Source organism: Pseudomonas sp. p50(2008) (assembly GCF_015351605.1).
GTDB lineage: Bacteria > Pseudomonadota > Gammaproteobacteria > Pseudomonadales > Pseudomonadaceae > Aquipseudomonas.
The window spans coordinates 469875-488002 of sequence record NZ_JACMYF010000003.1 but is presented as its reverse complement, the minus strand read 5'-3'; the positions used below and the strand labels follow the sequence as shown (position 1 = coordinate 488002).

The 18128-nt window shown below is 60.2% G+C and carries 17 protein-coding genes; 9 read left to right on the top strand and 8 right to left on the bottom strand.

What is annotated here, in order from left to right; translation table 11 throughout:
• The 3 genes from H7698_RS10705 to H7698_RS10695 all read left to right on the top strand — a co-directional run bounded on the left by H7698_RS10705 (position 1) and on the right by H7698_RS10695 (position 4183).
• Positions 1–567, top strand: coding sequence for an RNA polymerase sigma factor (locus H7698_RS10705; protein WP_442966283.1), 567 nt, complete (start codon positions 1–3; stop codon positions 565–567).
• The gene (locus H7698_RS10700) at positions 564–1553 is read left to right on the top strand and encodes a FecR family protein (RefSeq protein ID WP_194691360.1); all 990 of its coding nucleotides are present in this window, start codon (positions 564–566) and stop codon (positions 1551–1553) included. Before H7698_RS10705 ends, H7698_RS10700 begins: the two co-directional genes overlap by 4 nt.
• A gap of 200 nt (positions 1554–1753) precedes the next feature.
• Positions 1754–4183 (top strand): TonB-dependent siderophore receptor, encoded by a 2430-nt coding sequence (locus H7698_RS10695; RefSeq protein ID WP_194691359.1) that lies wholly within the window; start codon positions 1754–1756, stop codon positions 4181–4183.
• Between the two features lie 197 nt (positions 4184–4380).
• Here H7698_RS10695 and H7698_RS10690 read toward each other — a convergent pair whose 3' ends face one another.
• Positions 4381–5256, bottom strand: coding sequence for an AraC family transcriptional regulator (locus H7698_RS10690; RefSeq protein WP_194691358.1), 876 nt, complete (start codon positions 5254–5256; stop codon positions 4381–4383).
• A gap of 138 nt (positions 5257–5394) precedes the next feature.
• Between H7698_RS10690 and H7698_RS10685 the strand changes: the two genes are divergently transcribed.
• Positions 5395–6297, top strand: a complete 903-nt coding sequence (locus H7698_RS10685; protein ID WP_194691357.1) for a DMT family transporter — start codon at positions 5395–5397, stop codon at positions 6295–6297.
• Between the two features lie 11 nt (positions 6298–6308).
• On the opposite strand, the gene H7698_RS10680 is transcribed toward H7698_RS10685, so the two are convergent.
• From H7698_RS10680 to H7698_RS10670, 3 genes are all read right to left on the bottom strand, one after another.
• Entirely contained in the window at positions 6309–6818 is a 510-nt protein-coding gene (locus tag H7698_RS10680; RefSeq protein WP_162437301.1) for a DUF2165 family protein, read from the bottom strand.
• A gap of 172 nt (positions 6819–6990) precedes the next feature.
• Complete coding sequence (locus tag H7698_RS10675) at positions 6991–7965, bottom strand: 2-hydroxyacid dehydrogenase (protein ID WP_194691356.1); 975 nt, start codon at positions 7963–7965, stop codon at positions 6991–6993.
• 137 nt (positions 7966–8102) lie between these two features.
• Positions 8103–9071 (bottom strand): LysR family transcriptional regulator, encoded by a 969-nt coding sequence (locus H7698_RS10670; protein ID WP_162437303.1) that lies wholly within the window; start codon positions 9069–9071, stop codon positions 8103–8105.
• Positions 9072–9289: 218 nt separating this feature from the next.
• Here H7698_RS10670 and H7698_RS10665 point away from each other — a divergent pair, with 218 nt between their 5' ends.
• Entirely contained in the window at positions 9290–10789 is a 1500-nt protein-coding gene (locus H7698_RS10665; RefSeq protein ID WP_194691355.1) for an efflux transporter outer membrane subunit, read from the top strand.
• A gap of 72 nt (positions 10790–10861) precedes the next feature.
• Here H7698_RS10665 and H7698_RS31625 read toward each other — a convergent pair whose 3' ends face one another.
• Positions 10862–10993: a hypothetical protein gene (locus tag H7698_RS31625; protein WP_268932892.1), complete on the bottom strand. Its 132-nt coding sequence runs from the start codon at positions 10991–10993 to the stop codon at positions 10862–10864.
• Between the two features lie 59 nt (positions 10994–11052).
• On the opposite strand from H7698_RS31625, the gene H7698_RS10660 reads away from it, so the two are divergent.
• Genes H7698_RS10660 through H7698_RS10650 form a run of 3 tightly spaced genes read left to right on the top strand, consistent with a single transcriptional unit; the run spans position 11053 to position 14322 of the window.
• Positions 11053–13245 carry an FUSC family protein gene (locus tag H7698_RS10660; RefSeq protein ID WP_162437305.1) on the top strand — a complete coding sequence of 731 codons (2193 nt, stop codon included), beginning with the start codon at positions 11053–11055 and terminating at the stop codon, positions 13243–13245.
• Positions 13235–13435, top strand: a complete 201-nt coding sequence (locus H7698_RS10655) for a DUF1656 domain-containing protein (RefSeq protein WP_162437306.1) — start codon at positions 13235–13237, stop codon at positions 13433–13435. Before H7698_RS10660 ends, H7698_RS10655 begins: the two co-directional genes overlap by 11 nt.
• Positions 13436–13458: 23 nt before the next feature.
• A complete protein-coding gene (locus H7698_RS10650; protein ID WP_194691354.1) occupies positions 13459–14322 on the top strand; it encodes an efflux RND transporter periplasmic adaptor subunit in 864 nt (287 codons plus the stop codon).
• A 63-nt stretch (positions 14323–14385) separates the two neighbouring features.
• Here the strand turns inward: H7698_RS10650 and H7698_RS10645 are convergent, their stop codons facing one another.
• On the bottom strand, positions 14386–14784 hold the full coding sequence (locus H7698_RS10645; protein WP_194691353.1) for a DUF4440 domain-containing protein: 399 nt from the start codon (positions 14782–14784) through the stop codon (positions 14386–14388).
• Entirely contained in the window at positions 14781–16160 is a 1380-nt protein-coding gene (locus tag H7698_RS10640) for an MFS transporter (protein WP_194691352.1), read from the bottom strand. Before H7698_RS10640 ends, H7698_RS10645 begins: the two co-directional genes overlap by 4 nt.
• Positions 16161–16270: 110 nt before the next feature.
• Between H7698_RS10640 and H7698_RS10635 the strand changes: the two genes are divergently transcribed.
• Positions 16271–17152, top strand: coding sequence for a LysR family transcriptional regulator (locus tag H7698_RS10635; protein ID WP_194691351.1), 882 nt, complete (start codon positions 16271–16273; stop codon positions 17150–17152).
• A 143-nt stretch (positions 17153–17295) separates the two neighbouring features.
• Here the strand turns inward: H7698_RS10635 and H7698_RS10630 are convergent, their stop codons facing one another.
• Entirely contained in the window at positions 17296–18120 is an 825-nt protein-coding gene (locus H7698_RS10630; protein WP_162437311.1) for an SDR family oxidoreductase, read from the bottom strand.
• Between the last annotated feature and the right edge of the window lie 8 nt (positions 18121–18128).

The following is an 18128-nucleotide window of genomic DNA, read 5'->3' as shown; positions in this document are numbered from 1 at the left end:
TTGATGATCAGCCCCCCTCCCGAATCCAGTGAAGACGACGCCCGTGGGGGACGTGCGCATTTCCTGCAGGTGTTCCTTTCCCAGCGATCACAGATGGAAGCGTTGGTGAGTCGTCGTGTGGGTTGTCGAGCGACCGCTGCGGACCTGGTGCAGGACCTGTTCTTGCGCTTCTGGCGCCGACCGCTGGTGCAGGTCGAAGAGCTCAGCACCTATCTGCTGCGGTGTGCCGGCAACATTGCCATCGACCATTTGCGCAGTGAAGGCGCGCGAGTGCGGGTAAACGAAGGATGGTTGCCGGAGCAACCGGAAAGTCGCGGCAGTGAACCGCAAGCGGCGCTGGAAGCCGGCAACGATCTGCGTCATGTCGAGGCCGCGTTGCGAGCGTTGCCTGAGCGTACGCGGCAGATCTTTTTGCTCAACCGTATCCACGGCCGCAAATACGCCGAGATCGCCAAGGCAATGGGGTTGTCCCAAAGCGCCGTAGAAAAACATATGATGCGCGCCCTCGAAGCCTGCAAGGCCAGCCTGCGGGAACCCGAACCGCGCACGCCAGGGAAAGCACCGTGAACCTTAAAGAACGCGTCACCCCGACGCCCGCTCAGGAGCAGGCAGCATTCGCCTGGCTGAGCCTGTTGCATGACCAACCCAGCAGCGGTGATCAAGTTACTTTCAGTCATTGGCTGCAAGCCGACCCGGCCCATGCTGAGGCGTACGCCCAGGCACAAGTGGTCTGGGAGATGAGCGAAGCGCCGGCGCGCACCCTGGCCGATGAGGACGCGTTGGCCTTGCAGGCTTATCTGAATGCCATGAACCGTTCACGCCAGGGCCGCGTTCGGCGTTGGTCCGGGGCGTTGGCGATGGCCGCGTGCCTGGTGCTGATGATCGGCATCGGTGCGGGATGGCAGCCATCGCGCTGGATGGACGATCTGGGGGCGGACTATGTCTCGGCACCGGGGGAAATTCGCACCGTGACGCTGGCCGATCAATCCCAGGTCACCCTGGACGCCGACAGCGCCATTGCGGTGGATTTCAGTCGTGGCGAACGGCATGTCCAACTGCGTCGCGGCGCCGGATTTTTCAGTGTGACGCACACCGGTGAGCCGTTTGTAGTCGACGCCGAAAAGGGCGAGGTACGCGTCTTGGGCACGCAGTTTGAAGTGCGCCTGCAACCTCGCGGCGCCCAAGTGACGGTGTTGTCCGGAAGGGTAGGGGTGACCGCGCAGAAGAACGCCGAACAACAGATCCTCACCGCCGGCCAGCAGGTGGCGTATGGCGAAGGCGCTGCGGAAAAATCCCATGCGGTCGACAGCGAAGCGCAACTGGCCTGGCGTCAGGGTTGGCTCAATTACTACAAGGCGTCGCTGGCCGACGTGGTGGAGGACCTGGGACGTTATTACCCGGGCCGGATCGTACTGCTCAACGATCAGCTCGCGGCGCGCCGGGTCAGCGGCAGTTTCCCCAGCAAAGACCCGATGGCCGTGCTGAGTTCATTGCAGGGGGTGTTGGGGTTTGAGCAGCATGCGGTAATGGGACGATTGATTATTTTGCAGTGAAAAAAAGTCAAAAGATCGCAGCTTGCGGCAGCTCCTGCAGGGGGCGCGTTTTCAAACTGTAGAGCTGCCGCAGTCCGCGATCTTTTGATCTTCCAAAAATATTTTCAACATTCTGATGAGGTAAAACCGATCGCCATCCGTGTAGTGACTGAAACTGCGAGTCATTCGCATCCGAAACAGTTCTACACAGGTCATGAGCAATGAAGTCCAGGGCAAAATCGGTGTCGGTCAAACAATGGTTGGGTGCTTCTGCACTGAGTTTCACGGCGCTGGCGCTCTTGCCATCGAGCATTGCAATGGCCGCCGATACCGGGACAGCGCAGCAGCGAACGCAATTCAGTTTCGCAATGACCGCCAAACCGCTGCCTCAGGCCCTGAGCGACTTCAGCCGGATCACTGGCATCAGCGTGGTCTACACCGATGAAGCGCCGTACGGCATCATCGCGCCCGCCGTGAACGGGCAGATGAGTGCCGAACAGGCGATGCAGCGTTTGCTCAGCCAATCGGGTTTCACCTTCCGTCGAACCGACGCTCACACCCTGGCCCTTGAACCCGTGTCCACCGATGGCGCGTTGAACCTGGGCGCGACCACCATCACCTCGGTGATGGATCAATCCCAGAGCTATCAACCCCCGCCAACCAGTTCGGTCATGCGGTCCTCCGCCTTGCTTCAGGAAATCCCCCAGACCGTCAACGTGATCCCGGCCCAGGTCATTCGCGATCAGGCGCCGCGTAATCTGGATGACGCACTGGCCAACGTCAGCGGCATCACTCAGGGCAACACTTTGGGCAGCACCCAGGACTCGGTGATGACCCGGGGCTTTGGTGACAATCGCAATGGCTCGATCATGCGCGATGGCATGCCGGTGGTGCAGGGAAGGGGGTTGAATGCCACGGTGGATCGGGTCGAAGTGCTGAAAGGGCCGGCGTCGTTGCTCTATGGCATCCAGGACCCGGGCGGGGTGGTCAACATGGTCAGCAAGAAGCCCGAACTTGAGCAGTACAACGCGCTGACCCTGCGCGGCTCGACCTATGGCGATGGCAAGAACGGCAGCGGTGGCAGCTTCGACAGCACGGGTGCGCTGGGAGATTCCGGGCTGGCGTACCGCATGGTGCTGGACCACGAAGACGAAGATTACTGGCGCAACTATGGTGTTCATCGCGAGACGCTGGTCGCGCCATCGTTGGCCTGGTTCGGTGAAAGCACCACCCTGTTGTTCGCCTATGAGCACCGCGAATTTCTCACCCCGTTCGACCGTGGCACGGTCATCGACCCGCGTGACAATCATCCGCTGGACATCCCCCGTGACCGTCGCCTTGATGAGCCGTTCAACAACATGGAAGGTCGCTCGGACCTCTATCACTTCGAAGCCGATCACGCGCTCGACGACAACTGGAATGCTCATTTTGGCTACAGCTGGAACCGTGAAACCTATGACGCCAGCCAAGTGCGCGTCACCGCTATCGACACCACCAAAGGCACGCTGACCCGCAGCATGGACGGCACGCAGAACGCGATCAGTACTGACCGCTTCACCACGGCCAGTCTCGAAGGCAATGTCAACGTGGCCGGCATGCAACATGACCTGGTGTTCGGTATCGATGATGAGTACCGCAAAATCTACCGCGCCGACCTGATCCGCCAGAAAAGCCTGAGTAATTTCAGCTACACCAACCCGGTCTATGGTCGCGAAGTCGAAGGCACCACCGTCAGCCCCGCGGACAGTGCGCAGACCGATCTGCTGCGCAGCGATTCGGTGTTCCTGCAGGACTCGATCCACCTCACCGATAAATGGATTCTGGTCGGCGGCGCGCGCTTTCAGGCGTACGACCAGTACGCTGGCAAAGGCGTGCCGTTCCAGGCCAACACCGACAGCAACGGTCAGAAGTGGGTACCGCGCGCCGGCCTGGTGTATCGCTACACCGATGCGTTGTCCTTCTATGGCAGCTACACCGAATCCTTCAAACCCAACTCCACCATCGCCCCGCTGAGTGGCAGCAGCACCGTGCTCGACGGCAGTATTGCGCCGGAAGAGGCCAAGTCGTGGGAAGTGGGCGCCAAGCTGGATATGCCAGGGCGTGTCACCGGCAACATCGCGTTGTTCGACATCAAGAAGCGCAACGTGCTGGTGGCCAATTCCGAAGGCCCCGTGACGATTTACAGCGCCGCCGGCGAAGTGCGCTCCCGTGGTCTGGAACTGGACCTGAGCGGTCAGCTCAGCGACCGTTGGAGCATGATCGGCAGTTATGCGTACACCGATGCCGAAGTCACCGAGGACCCGACCTACAAAGGTAAAAAACTGCAAAACGTGGCGAAAAACAGCGGCTCGCTGTCGGCTGTGTATGACTTCGGCACGATTGTCGGTGGGGATCAATTGCGGGTTGGGGCGGGTGCGCGATACGTCGGGGAACGGGCAGGCAACGCGGTGAATGATTTCGACTTGCCGAGCTACACCGTGGCCGATGCCTTCGCCACTTACGACACCCGGGTCGAAGGTCAGAAGGTCAAATTTCAGCTCAACGTGAAGAACCTGTTCGATCGCACCTACTACACCTCAGCGGCAAGCCGGTTCTTCGTGTCGATGGGGGATTCACGGCAGGTGACATTGTCCAGCACGCTGGAGTTCTAACATCCATTGCGGGAGTGAGCCTGCTCGCGATGACGGCCGTACATCCAGCATTGATGTTGCCTGACAGGGCCTCATCGCGAGCAGGCTCACTCCCACATTTGATTGGCAGTGAACACCAGATCCGCGTCCCACACAGACCCTGTGGGAGCCGAGCTTGCTCGCGAAGGGGCCCTGACAGGCACCAAAGAATCTCAGGATTACCGCAAAAACGCCTGCCGATACTCCCCAGGCGTTCCACCCAAGGACTGACGGAATCGATTGGTGAAATGACTGGCACTGGAGAACCCGCACGCCAGTGCAATCTCTCCCAATGGCTGTGACGTCGTGCGCAATAATTCCTGCGCCCGGCTCAGTCGTCGCGCCAGCACATACTGATGTGGCGGCAAACCAAAGCTCTCGCGAAACATCCGCGCAAAGTGATACTCCGACAACGCGCACAACCCCGCCAATTGCCCAAGGCTGATGGCCTCGGCCAACTGGCTGTCGATGAACTCAATGAGCTGCCGACGCTGATGCGCCGCCAGCCCGCCCTTGAGTCGCAATCCTTCGCGCTTGCCGACCTGACTCAGCAGCACATGGCTGAGCATTTCGTGCGCCAGACTGCTGGTCAGCAGGCGTTCACCGGGTTCGTCCCAATTGAGCGAGATCAGTTTCCGAAATCGCCGGGCCTGAATGGGATCGTCAAGAAAGGTGTGCTCGCGCAGCAGCAGTTCACGAGGTTCGCGGTCCAGCAGCGTGACGCAACCCAGCGCGAATTGTTCGGGGCTGAAATACACATGGGCCAGGCGAATGTCGCCGTTGATCACCCAGGCGGAAGGCTGATCCGCTGGCAGAATACACAACTTGTCCGGAGCACCCATGACACCGGGCCGGTCGCGGCGAAATGTGCCGGTGCCGCCAGCGATGTAGCAGGACAGCGTGTGATGGCTGGGCGCCTCGTAGTCCTGGGCGTCGTGATGGTTGCTCCACAAAGCTGCAGCCATGCCGTCACCGAGCTCGGCGCTGTGCTCGAGGCGAGCATGGTGCGAGCGGTTGAGGGCTTGAAAAACTTGCAACGATTCCAATGCGGGCATGATCACTTCTCTCTAACGCCTTGCATCCTACTCCGTAGAGCGTGCCTCGCCAGCCCGTCGCTCGACAAATGCGCAAGTTTTTGCAAGTGCGACCAGCGCCGACGCAGGACACTGATGCTCTACCGAGGAGCTTGCGCCATGAACCTTTCGTTGTATTTGCTGACCGTGCTGATCTGGGGCACCACCTGGATTGCCCTCAAATGGCAGCTGGGCGTGGTCGCGATCCCGGTGTCGATCGTCTATCGCTTCGGTCTCGCCGCGTTGGTGTTGTTCGCGATTCTGTTGCTCAGCCGTCGCCTGCAAGTGATGAACCGTCGCGGACATCTGATCTGCGTGGCGCAAGGGCTGTGCCTGTTCTGCGTCAACTTCATGTGTTTCCTCACCGCCAGCCAATGGATTCCCAGCGGTTTGGTCGCCGTGGTCTTCTCCACCGCCACCTTGTGGAATGCCCTGAATGCGCGGGTGTTCTTCGGTCAGAAAATTGCTCGCAATGTGCTGATGGGGGGTGCCTTGGGTCTGCTGGGATTAGGTCTGTTGTTCTGGCCTGAGTTCGCCGGTCATACCGCCAGCCCCGAAACCTTGCTTGGCCTGGGGTTGGCGTTGATCGGCACGCTGTGTTTTTCGGCGGGCAACATGCTGTCGAGCCTGCAGCAGAAGGCGGGCCTCAAACCCCTGACCACCAACGCCTGGGGCATGGCCTACGGCGCGGCGATGCTGTCGGTCTGGTGCCTGGTCAAGGGCACTCCGTTCGACATGGAGTGGAGCACGCGTTACATCGGCTCTTTGCTGTACCTGGTTATCCCGGGCTCGGTAATTGGCTTTACGGCCTACCTGACGCTGGTTGGGCGGATGGGGCCTGAACGCGCGGCTTATTGCACGGTGTTGTTCCCGGTCGTGGCGCTGAATGTCTCGGCATTTGCCGAAGGCTATCAGTGGACCGCTCCAGCGCTGGCGGGATTGGTGATGGTCATGCTGGGCAACGTACTGGTGTTTCGCAAACCTGGCGTGAGCGTAAAACCGGTAGAGGGAAAGTTGGCATAAGCGCACGCTGTTTAATTATCTTTAACCAGCACGAGATAAATAAGGCCGAGAAACATGAATTCAATGTTATTTCGCGCCCAGTGAAAGCCGTTGCCTTGTATCGAACTGTCCATGTCGAACCATTCATTGAGGACAATAACGTAGAACGTGAAATAGACAAAAATAGCGGTGGTAAAACCGACGATGGCAAACTTCTTTGCGTCATGAAATTCATGACGCGGGGCATTGATATTTCGGTATAGCTGATAAGTGCCCACCAGGAAGCTGAGCGTAAACATAATCTCGAGCGTAATGACCGCCCAGTAAAACCGATGATGGAACAGTGTTGAAGTGACCGCGCGATAGCGGCGTGATTCGTTGCCGACGGTGTCGCTCATGCTGATGATGCGCCCGATGTAGTCGGAGTAGGCCGTGTAATCGGTGAAGTTGTTGGTCAAGGTGACCAATCCAAAGAGTGCGGCCATTAAAACAATCAGTACTTTGCTCCGCCTGATCGTGCAAAGGGTGGTGAAGTTGCTCATGCAAGTAATCTCCGAATGTACGTATTGTGCTTTTAGCGTTGTCGGAGTTTATAGCGGATGGCGTGTAAGTTGCCGGCGACTGAGTTGCAGGTTATGTCGCTGTTACTTGATCATTTGTTATGAAAGTCGTTGGTGAAGTCGGCACGCGCTTGAGCACGTGCCGTCGCCTTTATCAGCCTTTCCAGACGTGCGGATTGACCAGATCCTGTGGTCGCTCACCCAGCAGAGCGCTGCGTAGATTGGTAATAGCGCGGTTGGCCATTGCATCACGGGTTTCGTGAGTGGCTGAGCCGATGTGCGGCAGCGTGACAGCATTTTTCAGCTGGAAAAGCGGCGATTCAGCGAGGGGCTCTTTCTCATAGACGTCCAGCCCTGCGCCACGGATGCGGTTGTTTTGCAGCGCTTCGATGAGTGCCGGTTCGTCCACTACGGGGCCGCGGGCAATGTTCACCAGAATCGCGCTCGACTTCATCAATGCCAGCTCGCGATGGCTGATCAGGTGCTTGGTCTTTTCGCTGAGCGGCACCACCAGGCACACAAAATCGGCTTCAGCCAGCAACTGGTCAAGACTGCGAAACTGAGCGCCGAGTTCTTGCTCCAGTGCGGTCTTGCGACTGTTGCCGCTGTAGATGATCGGCATGTTGAACCCCAGCCGGCCACGGCGGGCAATGGCTGCACCGATGTTGCCCATGCCGACGATGCCCAGGGTCTTGCCGTGTACATCACTGCCAAACAGCGGAGCACCGACGCTGGCTTGCCATTGACCGGCCTTGGTCCAGGCATCCAGCTCAGCCACCCGCCGCGCGCTGCTCATGATCAAGGCGAACGCCAGGTCTGCGGTGCTTTCAGTCAGGACGTCCGGGGTGTTGGTGAGCATGATGCCGCGCTCATTGAAGTAGGCAACGTCGTAGTTGTCGTAACCCACCGAGACGCTGGAGACCACTTCCAGTCTCGCCGCATTTTCCAGTTGCGTCCGCCCCAGTTTGCGACCGACGCCAATCAGGCCGTGGGCGTGAGGGAGGGCTTCATTGAACTGGGCATTGATGTCACCGTTTTTCGGATTCGGCACGATCACCTCGAAATCCTGTTTCAGGCTTTCGATCATGTCGGGCGTGATGCGGCTGAAAGCGAGTACGGTCTTTTTCATGAGAGGAGGCTCGTCGTGCTTGGAGAATGCCAAGCACGCTAACATTCTTCCCGGGTTTTGTGCGAGACCGTCGACGCAGATAAACCCTGTAGGAGCAGCCTGCGGCAGCTCCTGCAGTAGCCGGGTGGCATGACGGCTCAATTCGCCAACCGAGCCCCCGCCAGGCTTCCGCTCAGTTCATACGCCGTCAGTTCCGCCTGATGCGCTGCCAGTATTTCCGGCAACGAGCCGCGCAGGTACTCGACCCATGTCTTGATTTTCGCGTCGAGGTATTGGCGCGAAGGATAAATCGCGTACAGGTTCAATTCCTGCGAGCGGTAGTTCGGCATCACCCGCACCAGCGTGCCATTGCGCAAACCTTCAATGGCCGCATACACCGGCAACACGCCAACGCCCATGCCGCTGGTGATCGCGGTTTTCATGGCGTCCGCCGAGTTCACCAGAAACGGTGAGCTATTGATGGTGACCATTTCCTGCCCTTCAGGGCCGTCGAAGGTCCATTTTTCCAGCGGGATGACCGGGCTGACCAGGCGCAGGCAAGCGTGGTTCAGCAGATCGCTGGGTTTGTGCGCGCAGCCGTTGGCTTTTACGTAGGCTGGTGACGCGCAGACGATGCTGTAGGTAATGCCCAGGCGTTGCGAGACGAAACCCGAGTCCGGCAGTTCGCTGGCGAGCACGATGGACACGTCATAGCCTTCGTCGAGCAAGTCCGGCACGCGGTTGGCCATGGTCAGGTCGAACGTCACGTCGGGGTGGGTCTTGCGGTAGCGGGCGATCGCGTCGATCACAAAGTGCTGACCGATGCCGGTCATGGTGTGCACCTTGAGCTGCCCGGCGGGGCGTGCGTGAGCATCGCTGGCCTCGGCTTCCGCCTCTTCGACGTACGCCAGGATCTGTTCGCAACGCAACAGATAGCGCTTGCCGGCTTCGGTCAGGGCGATGCGCCGCGTGGTTCGATTGAGCAGTCGGGTTTGCAGGTGGGCTTCCAGATTGGAGACCGCGCGCGAGACGTTGGCTGTCGTGGTATCGAGCTGCACGGCGGCGGCGGTGAAGCTGCCAGCCTCGGCCACGTAGCTGAAGGCGCGCATGTTTTGCAAAGTGTCCATGGGGTGCTCTCGGGTTCGATGGCAAATTGTGACACGAAGTTTCAGGGTCTGAGACCCCCGACGAAGGGATTATCGCGTTAACGGTAACAAAGATTCACAAGAATCCCAGCTTATCGCCACTCCGGGCGCCCCCTAGAATTGCGCCCACCTCTGTAGGAGCCTCGTTTCACTCGACAGCTCCTCCAAAGGAACCCCCCTCAGCTCAGGAATTTGCAGCAGTGCCGCGTCGCATCAGCAGAGCGCTTCAGACGCTCAGTGTTTTGGCTCTATCCCTGACAATCAGCGGCTGCATCGGAACCGGCGGAATTGCCCCCCAGGGCAAGGCACTGGAGGCCAATTCACTGGCCACCGACGAAGCCATCCAAAGCGCCGCACAGGACGCTCACTGGCCCGCCACGCAATGGTGGCAGGCTTACGGCGACCCGCAGCTGAACCGCTGGATCGACCTCGCCCTGCAAGGCAGCCCCACCATGGCCATCGCTGCCGCCCGTGTACGTCAGGCGAAAGCCATGGCCGGCGTTGCCGAGTCCGCCGAGTCCTTGCACATCAACGCAGACTCCACCCTCAAACGTCACAACTGGCCCACCGATCAGTTCTACGGGCCGGGCGAGCTGGCGGACACCACGACCTGGGACAACAACGCCTCGCTGGGCTTCAGCTATGCACTCGATCTTTGGGGCCGTGAAAGCAATGCCACCGAACGCGCCGTCGATATGGCGCACATGAGCGCCGCCGAAGCGCGCCTTGCCCAGCTGGAACTGCAGAACAACATCGTGCGCGCCTACATCGAACTCTCGTTGCATTACGCACAACGGGACATCGTCACCGCGACGCTGACGCAGCAACAACAGATTCTCGACCTCGCGCAAAAACGCCTGGCGGGTGGCATCGGTACGCATTTCGAAGTCAGCCAGGCCGAAACCCCGCTGCCCGAAACCCATCGCCAGATCGATGCGCTGGACGAAGAAATCGCCCTCAGCCGCAACCAGCTCTCCGCACTGGCGGGCTTCGGACCGGGCCAGGGAACCCAATTGCAGCGACCCACGATGTCGCTCGCAGCGGCACTGAAACTACCGTCGTCGTTACCGGCGCAGTTGCTGGGTCAACGCCCGGACGTGGTCGCCAGTCGCTGGCAGGTCGCGGCGCAGGCGCGGGGAATCGACGTCGCTCACGCTGGTTTTTATCCCAACGTCGATCTCGTCGGCAGCCTCGGCTACATGGCGACCGGCGGCGGGGCGTTGGAGTTTTTGACCGGCAAAAAACTCAACTACAGCGTCGGTCCGGCGATCTCGCTGCCGATTTTCGATGGCGGGCGTTTACGCGCCGAACTGGGTGAAGCGTCAGCCGGTTATGACATTGCCGTCGCGCACTACAACCAGACCCTGATCAACGCGCTGAAAAATATCTCCGACCAGTTGATCCGTCGCGAGTCCATGGAGAAGCAGCAAACCTTCGCCGCCGAGTCGGTGGCGACCGCGCAGAAGACCTACGACATCGCAATGATCGCCTATCAGCGTGGGCTCACGGATTACCTCAACGTGCTCAATGCCCAGACGCTGCTGTTCAAACAGCAACAAGTCCAGCAACAGGTCCAGGCCGCGCGCCTCGGCGCTCATGCCGAGCTGGTGACGGCGCTCGGCGGCGGGCTGGGGGCGGGTAACGATGTGCCAAAAAACAGCCAGACCCAGGCACCGAAAACCCCGGTTCTATTACGTTGAACACACGATCTGTGGCGAGGGGATTTATCGGAATGCCGCACCACCCCGAACCACAATCTGTGGCGAGGGGATTTATCCCCGTTCGGCGGCGAAGCCGTCGTAGATCAGGTGAATGCGGTGTGTCTGGAAGAACAAGGTGCCTGGGTTTACGACGGCTTCGCCGCCGAACGGGGATAAATCCCCTCGCCACAGGTGGTGCGGCATTCTGATAAATGCCCTCACCACAAAATAGTATTCAACCTAAATTCGTTGAACAGGATTCCATGACTCCCTTGCCCGCACCACTGCGCTGGCTGTATTCCCTTGAATGGCGCCGGGGTTTCTTTGACTGGGCACGCAGCGACGGCGTGACCTGGGTGTACATATTCAAAGTGCTGTTCGCCGCTTTCCTGACCCTGTGGCTGGCCATGCGTCTGGAGCTGCCGCAGCCGCGCACGGCGATGATCACCGTGTTCATCGTCATGCAGCCGCAAAGCGGACAGGTGTTCGCCAAAAGCTTCTATCGTTTCCTCGGCACACTCACCGGCTCGGCGGTCATGGTCGCGCTCATTGCCCTGTTCGCGCAGAACACCGAACTGTTCCTCGGCTCGCTGGCGATCTGGGTGGGCATCTGTTCGGCAGGTGCAGCGCGTTACCGCAACTTCCGCGCCTATGGTTTTGTGTTGGCCGGCTACACCGCGGCGATGGTCGGTTTGCCTGCCTTGGCTCATCCGGATGGCGCGTTCATGGCGGCGGTCTGGCGGGTGCTGGAAATCTCGTTGGGGATTCTCTGCGCCACCGTAGTCAGCGCCGCGATCCTGCCGCAAACCGCCAGCGCCGCGATGCGCAATGCGTTGTACCAGCGCTTCGGTGTGTTCGCCTTGTTCGTCACCGACGGCTTGCGCGGTCGCAGCCAACGGGACGCTTTTGAAGCCAGCAACGTGCGGTTCATTGCCGAGGCGGTGGGGCTGGAAGGGCTGCGCAGCGTCACCGTGTTCGAAGACCCGCACATGCGTCGGCGCAACGGTCGCCTGAGTCGTTTGAACAGCGAGTTCATGGGCATCACCACACGTTTCAATGCCTTGCACCAGTTGCTCGAACGCTTGCGCAACAGTGACGCGGATCATGTGGTGGCCGCCATCAAACCGGGCTTGCAGGACCTCGCCGAAGTGCTCGACGGTTTCAGCGGTCGCGCGTTGACCAGCCCTGACGCTGTCCGTTTGGTCGCGGCCCTGAGCGCGTACAAAGAAGCGCTGCCAGCGCGTGTCCGCAGCCTGCGAGCAGCGTTTCAGGAGAGCGATCCGAGCGACGCCGAGCAACTGGATTTCCACACGGCCTACGAACTGCTCTACCGCTTCGTCGACGACCTGCACGGTTATGCACAGACTCACGCCTCCCTGGCGGATCACAGTCATGCTCGAGAGCAGTGGGATGAGCCGTTCACCCCGCAAACCAACTGGATGGCGTCGGCCGCCTCGGGGATTCGAGCGGCGTTCATTCTGGTAGTGCTCGGCAGTTACTGGGTAGCGACGGCGTGGCCGAGCGGCGCCACCATGACCCTGATTGCTGCGGCGACCGTCGGGCTTTCAGCCGCGACACCCAATCCGAAACGCATGGCCTTTCAGATGGCCTGCGGGACTTTTCTCGGGGCGTTGATCGGCTTCGTCGAGATGTTTTTCATCTTCCCGTGGATCGATGGTTTTCCATTGCTGTGCGTGATGCTGGCGCCGGTGATCGTGCTCGGCTCATTCCTGACGTCACGGCCCCAATACGCCGGTGTCGGCCTTGGCTTGCTGATCTTTTTCAGTACCGGATCAGTGCCGGACAACCTCACGGTCTACAACCCTTACGCGTTCATCAACGACTACATCGCCATGGTGCTGGGCATGCTGGTGTGCGCCGCCGCCGGGGCGATCATTCTGCCGCCTAACAGTCGCTGGCTATGGCGTCGGCTGGAGCAGGATTTACGCGGGCAAGTGGTGTACGCCATCAGCGGCAAGCTCAAGGGCCTGGCCTCCGCTTTTGAAAGCAGTACCCGCGACCTGCTGCACCAGGCCTATGGCCTCGCAGCGGGTCAGCCACAGGTGCAGCGTGACTTGCTGCGCTGGATGTTCGTGGTGCTCGAAGTCGGTCACGCGATCATCGAGTTGCGCAAGGAGCAGGCGATTCTGCCGGTGCATCCGGCCTACGCCGAAGCCCAGCCGTGGCGTCAGGCGATCCGCGTCATGGGCCGTTCGTTGATGCGCCTGTTCCTGCAACCCAGCGCCAGTAATCTGGAGCGTGGACTGATCGCCGTCGATCATGCAATCAGCCGTGTGCAGGCCACCGACGAACCCTTCGCCCCGCACTTCGACACCTCGGCTTTACGCCGGGTGAAGAGCTACCTGCACTTCATCCGCACGTCGCTGCTCGACCCGCAATCGCCACTCGCCGCCTACGCGAAAAGTACCCCTCAAGGACTTGAACATGCCTCGTGAAATCGCCTTCCACGGCGTGTACATGCCGACCATGACGCTGATGTTCTTCATCGCAGCGGCACTGGCCTGGGCACTGGACCGGTTCCTGTCCGGGTTCGACCTGTACCGTTTTTTCTGGCACCCGGCGCTGCTGCGCCTGAGCCTGTTTACCTGTCTGTTCGGCGCTTTGTCGCTGACCATTTACCACTGACTCTTACACTGAAGAAGGCCCTGATGAAAAAGCTTTTCAGCCTGCTCGCCACCTTGTTGGTACTGGCGCTGGCGATATGGATCGGCCGGACCCTTTGGGTGCATTACATGGACACGCCGTGGACCCGTGATGGTCGGGTGCGCGCCGACATCATCAACGTCGCGGCTGACGTCACCGGGGAAGTGGTAAACGTGCCGGTGCGCGACAACCAGTTGGTGAAGAAGGGCGATTTGCTCATGCAGATCGACCCTGAGCACTACCGCATCGCGGTCAAACAGGCGCAGGCACTGGTGGCGTCACGCAAGTCGACCTGGGAGATGCGCAAGGTCAACGCCCACCGCCGCGCCGACATGGACAACCTGGTGATCTCCCGGGAAAACCGTGACGACGCCAGCAACATCGCCGACTCTGCCCTGGCTGATTATCAACACGCCCAGGCACAACTCGAAGCCGCCCAGTTGAACCTCAAACGCACCGAAGTACGCGCAGCAGTGGACGGTTACGTGACCAACCTCAACGTGCATCGCGGCGACTACGCACGCATCGGCGAGGCAAAAATGGCCGTGGTGGATATGAACTCGTTCTGGGTGTACGGCTTCTTCGAAGAAACCAAGCTGCCCCACGTACGGGTAGGCGACAAGGCCGACATGCAACTGATGAGCGGCGAAGTCATGAAGGGCCACGTGGAGAGTATTTCTCGCGGCATCTACGACCGTGACAACCCGGAAAGCCGCGAACTGATCGCCGATGTAAACCCGACGTTCAACTGGGTGCGCCTGGCCCAGCGAGTACCGGTGCGGATCCACATCGATGAAGTGCCGGACGGGGTGCTGCTGGCGGCGGGGATTACTTGTACGGTGGTGGTCAATCCCGCAATTGGCGAATAGACCGAGACAAAGATAAACCTGTGGCGAGGGAGCTTGCTCCCTCGCCACACAAATGCGGGTGGCTCAGCTTTCGCAAAACGTCTCATGCAAATGCCGCCACACCACCCGTTCTAAAGGCTCTTTCTCAAACACCACCGTCGACCGCCGATCTGTCTCCAGCCCCGTCGCATCCACTTGCCGCTCGCGATAACTCACCGTCGCGCCGCGCTCGTGCTGATCAATCCCGCGCAACTCACTGAGCTCGATCCTGAACCCGGTCTTCATCCCTCCAGCGGTCCGGAACAATGCGGTCAGGGTGTCTAAATCCAATACCCGGGCCAACGGTGTGATCATCGAAAACCGGGGTGAGAAGCGGGTCAGCAAGTTATCCAGGGCGTCGTTGCCCTGAGGAAGTGCAAACCATTGTTCGATCAGTCGGTGGGCTTCAATCACTTCATCAAAGTAGTCTTGGTAATCATTCATGTGGTTTTTTCCTGTAGGGGAGCGGGTCGGACAAGGGCCCTCACGTGCGTCGCATCGAAACGCAAGACGGCGAAAATCGGCAGTAACGTCAGGACTGCAGCGACCAGAAAACAGTGCCTGAAGGCATCAGGTAACTGGGGGTTGAGTGCACCCAGCAACGAACTCAATACCGCTGCGCCAAGGCAGAAACTCAGCTGGCGGTTGATGTTCCACAACGCGCTGGCGTGGTTCATGCGATCAGCACGGATATCGATAAAGGCCAGGGTTTGCGCGCTGCTGCTGCACAAGCTGCCACCCAGTCCCATCAAGGCGTACGCGGTGACCGGTAACCATCCGTGAGGTTGTTCGATCAGCATCAACAAACCAATGCCCGCGCTCTGTAGCAGCATGCCGAACACCAGCAAGGGCTTGGGTCCCCAGCGATTGAAGCCCTGTTTGCCGGCGACAATCGCAACTGCCGAACCCAGTGCCCAGGGCAACATCAACCCACCGATTTGCGCAGTACCGAACCCCAGTTGATGCAGGTACAGCACAGCGATCAGGCTGGTGCCAATGAACACGCCGGGGACCAGCAAATACACGCACATCGCCAGGCGCAACGAAGGGCTGTGCAGCAATTGCAGATCGAGCAGCGCACCGGGCTTTCGCCAACCATCGCGCAGGTACAGCCCGAGTGTGACGGCGCTCAACAGCAGGCCGATCAAACCGAATTGACGTGTGCCAGCTTCACTCAACAGGCTCAAGGCAATCAGCAGCAAACTGAGGCTGGAGGCGGCCAGTAGCAGGCCACGGCTGTCCAGCGTCGGGCGATCGCTCGCGGGGTCGTCGACCTTCAACCACAGCGCCGCGAGCACCAACGCCACCAAGGTCAACGGCAGGTTCAGGTAAAACACCCAGCGCCAGGACAGGGCCTGGACAATCCATCCGCCGACCATGGGCGACAGCGCCGGGACCAGCAAGGCAACGGACAGCACCCACAGGGTCAAGCGGCTGCGCAGGTGTGCTGGACAGTGACGAAACGCCAACGCCTGGCCGACAGGAATCAACAACCCGCCGCCGAGTCCTTGCACCAGTCGCCAACCGATCAGCGCTTCAATCGAGTCAGCCCCTGCAACCAACAGCGAAGCGAGACCGAACAGCAGCAGTGATGCGAGTATCAAGCGCCGCTCGCCAACCCTTGCCGCCAGCCACACGCTCATCGGGATGATCAGCGTCAGCCCCAGCATGTAGGCATTGCTGATCCAGGCCAGTTGGGTCACCGAGGCGTGCAGGTGTTGTGCGATGTCGGGGTAGGCGATGTTGGCGACAAACATGTTCAGCAGATCGAGGGCAAATCCCAGCAGATACACCAGCGCGACTTTCGATCGATAGGACATGACTACTTCCCTGTGTTGATGCGTGCAGGGTAGGGCGCACGAAGCACTATGGAAACGCTGGTTTGGCTGCTAGTTTGTCAAAATTATTTTGACAGTGAGCATTTTCTGACATGGTCAGCCTGGACCGTTTTGACACCTTCAAGGCCGTAGTAGAGGCTGGGTCGCTGACGGCGGCGGCCGATCTGCTGGGGCAGACGCGCGCGGTGGTGAGCTTCAATCTCAAACGCCTGGAAGCCGAACTCGGTGTCACGTTGCTGACCCGCAGCACACGGAAACTGGCGCTGACCGATGCCGGCGAACGTTTTTACCAGCGCTGCGTGCGAACCCTGGACGAGGCCCGAATGGCCGTCGAGGAAGCCCGCAGCGAGCACCTGCAACTGCGGGGTACGTTGCGCATCACTACCACCGTGGAGTTTGCGTTGGCGCAGGTAGTGCCGGCGTTGACGGTCTTTCGTGAGCAACATCCACAGCTGCACGTTCACCTGTCGACGTCCTCGACCCATGCCGATCTGATCTCCGAACGCTTTGATCTGGCGATCAGGTTGGGTCGCATGCTGGACTCCAACCTGCGCGCGGTGCAGTTATCGACCTTCGATATTTTCGCGGTGGCGGCGCCTGCCCTGATCGAGCGTTTCGCCCCGGCGTCAACGTTGGCGGCACTGGAGCAATGGCCGACGCTGGGGCATGGGCGAGTGCCGGAATTGACGGTGACAGACCCCGAGGGCGTGGAGCATCTGTACCCTCCGGGGCCGTGGACAACGGCGATCGTCGCGGACAACTCGGTCACGCTGCGGGCGTTTGCCTTGGCCGGGCAAGGCGTGGCAGTGCTGCCTGACTGGCTGGTTCAAGAGGATCTTCAGGCGGGGCGGTTGGTGCGCTTGCTGGGGGATCATTCGTTTGCCCGGCAAGGGGTGTATGCGCTGTACCCGGACACCCGGCACTTGCCGCTGAAGGTGCGGGCGTTTATTGATTTCATGAAGGCGTGGGGCTGATTGTTGCGGTGACTGTTCTGGCCCAATCGTCGGAATGCCGCCCAGACCAAGCCACGCTCCCACAGGATCGAGTGAACACATCCACTGTGTACGGCGCAAATCCCCTGTGGGAGCTAGCTTGCTAGCGATAGCGTCACTCGGTCTCAAAGCTGCCCCTTCAACCCGAACCGCTTCATCAACCCAGCTTCCAACAACCCTTTTGGCAACAACCCTGCCAACAGCGGCAAAGCCCGAGACCCATTGCCCAGGCGAATCAACCGTGGTGGTTTGCTCTGCTGCACAGCCTTCAGCAAACCGGCAGCAAACTCACTGGCCGGCGTCGGCTTGTCCTGGGACGCCTTGGCCCGCGCCCGAATGCCTTCACGCAACGGCCACCATGGCGACTGTTCGGTGATCAACTGTTCGGCTTCGTGACCGGCATTTTTGGCGAAGCTGGATTCGATGGCCCCCGGCTGGACCTCCATCACACGAATACCGAATGGCGCCAACTCCATGCGCAAGGCATCGCTCAGTGCATGCACCGCGGCCTTGGACGCGCAGTACGCACCGGCAAATGGCGTGACGAGCACCCCGGACACGCTGCCAATGTTCACCACTAATCCTTTGGCGCGACGCAGCACCGGAAACAGCGCCCGGGTGACGCCGACGATGGCAAACACATTGGTTTCGAACTGACGTTGCATCGCCGCAACACCGCCATCGAGCAGCGGCCCCATGGCGCCATAACCGGCGTTGTTGATCAGCACATCAAGCCCGCCACGCTCCTGATTGATCCGTGCGCTGAGCAGCTCAAGCGCCGCGCCGTCATTGACGTCCAGTTGCACGGCGGTGAACCCGGCGGCGGACAGGAGGGCCACATCTTCCGCCTTGCGTGCGCTGGCCCAAACTTCGTAACCGGCCGCTTTAAACGTATCGGCGAGGGCGCGGCCAATGCCGCTGGAACATCCGGTAATCAACGCAACGGGCATGGCGCGGT

Coding starts and splice junctions, on each gene's coding strand:
- H7698_RS10660 (WP_162437305.1), top strand. CDS start 11,053: ATGACTCCCTTGCCCGCACCACTGCGCTGGCTGTATTCCCTTGAATGG.
- H7698_RS10650 (WP_194691354.1), top strand. CDS start 13,459: ATGAAAAAGCTTTTCAGCCTGCTCGCCACCTTGTTGGTACTGGCGCTG.
- H7698_RS10680 (WP_162437301.1), bottom strand. CDS start 6,818: ATGAGCAACTTCACCACCCTTTGCACGATCAGGCGGAGCAAAGTACTG.
- H7698_RS10630 (WP_162437311.1), bottom strand. CDS start 18,120: ATGCCCGTTGCGTTGATTACCGGATGTTCCAGCGGCATTGGCCGCGCC.
- H7698_RS31625 (WP_268932892.1), bottom strand. CDS start 10,993: ATGCCGCACCACCTGTGGCGAGGGGATTTATCCCCGTTCGGCGGCGAA.
- H7698_RS10695 (WP_194691359.1), top strand. CDS start 1,754: ATGAAGTCCAGGGCAAAATCGGTGTCGGTCAAACAATGGTTGGGTGCT.
- H7698_RS10670 (WP_162437303.1), bottom strand. CDS start 9,071: ATGGACACTTTGCAAAACATGCGCGCCTTCAGCTACGTGGCCGAGGCT.
- H7698_RS10685 (WP_194691357.1), top strand. CDS start 5,395: ATGAACCTTTCGTTGTATTTGCTGACCGTGCTGATCTGGGGCACCACC.
- H7698_RS10635 (WP_194691351.1), top strand. CDS start 16,271: ATGGTCAGCCTGGACCGTTTTGACACCTTCAAGGCCGTAGTAGAGGCT.
- H7698_RS10645 (WP_194691353.1), bottom strand. CDS start 14,784: ATGAATGATTACCAAGACTACTTTGATGAAGTGATTGAAGCCCACCGA.
- H7698_RS10675 (WP_194691356.1), bottom strand. CDS start 7,965: ATGAAAAAGACCGTACTCGCTTTCAGCCGCATCACGCCCGACATGATC.
- H7698_RS10655 (WP_162437306.1), top strand. CDS start 13,235: ATGCCTCGTGAAATCGCCTTCCACGGCGTGTACATGCCGACCATGACG.
- H7698_RS10690 (WP_194691358.1), bottom strand. CDS start 5,256: ATGCCCGCATTGGAATCGTTGCAAGTTTTTCAAGCCCTCAACCGCTCG.
- H7698_RS10640 (WP_194691352.1), bottom strand. CDS start 16,160: ATGTCCTATCGATCGAAAGTCGCGCTGGTGTATCTGCTGGGATTTGCC.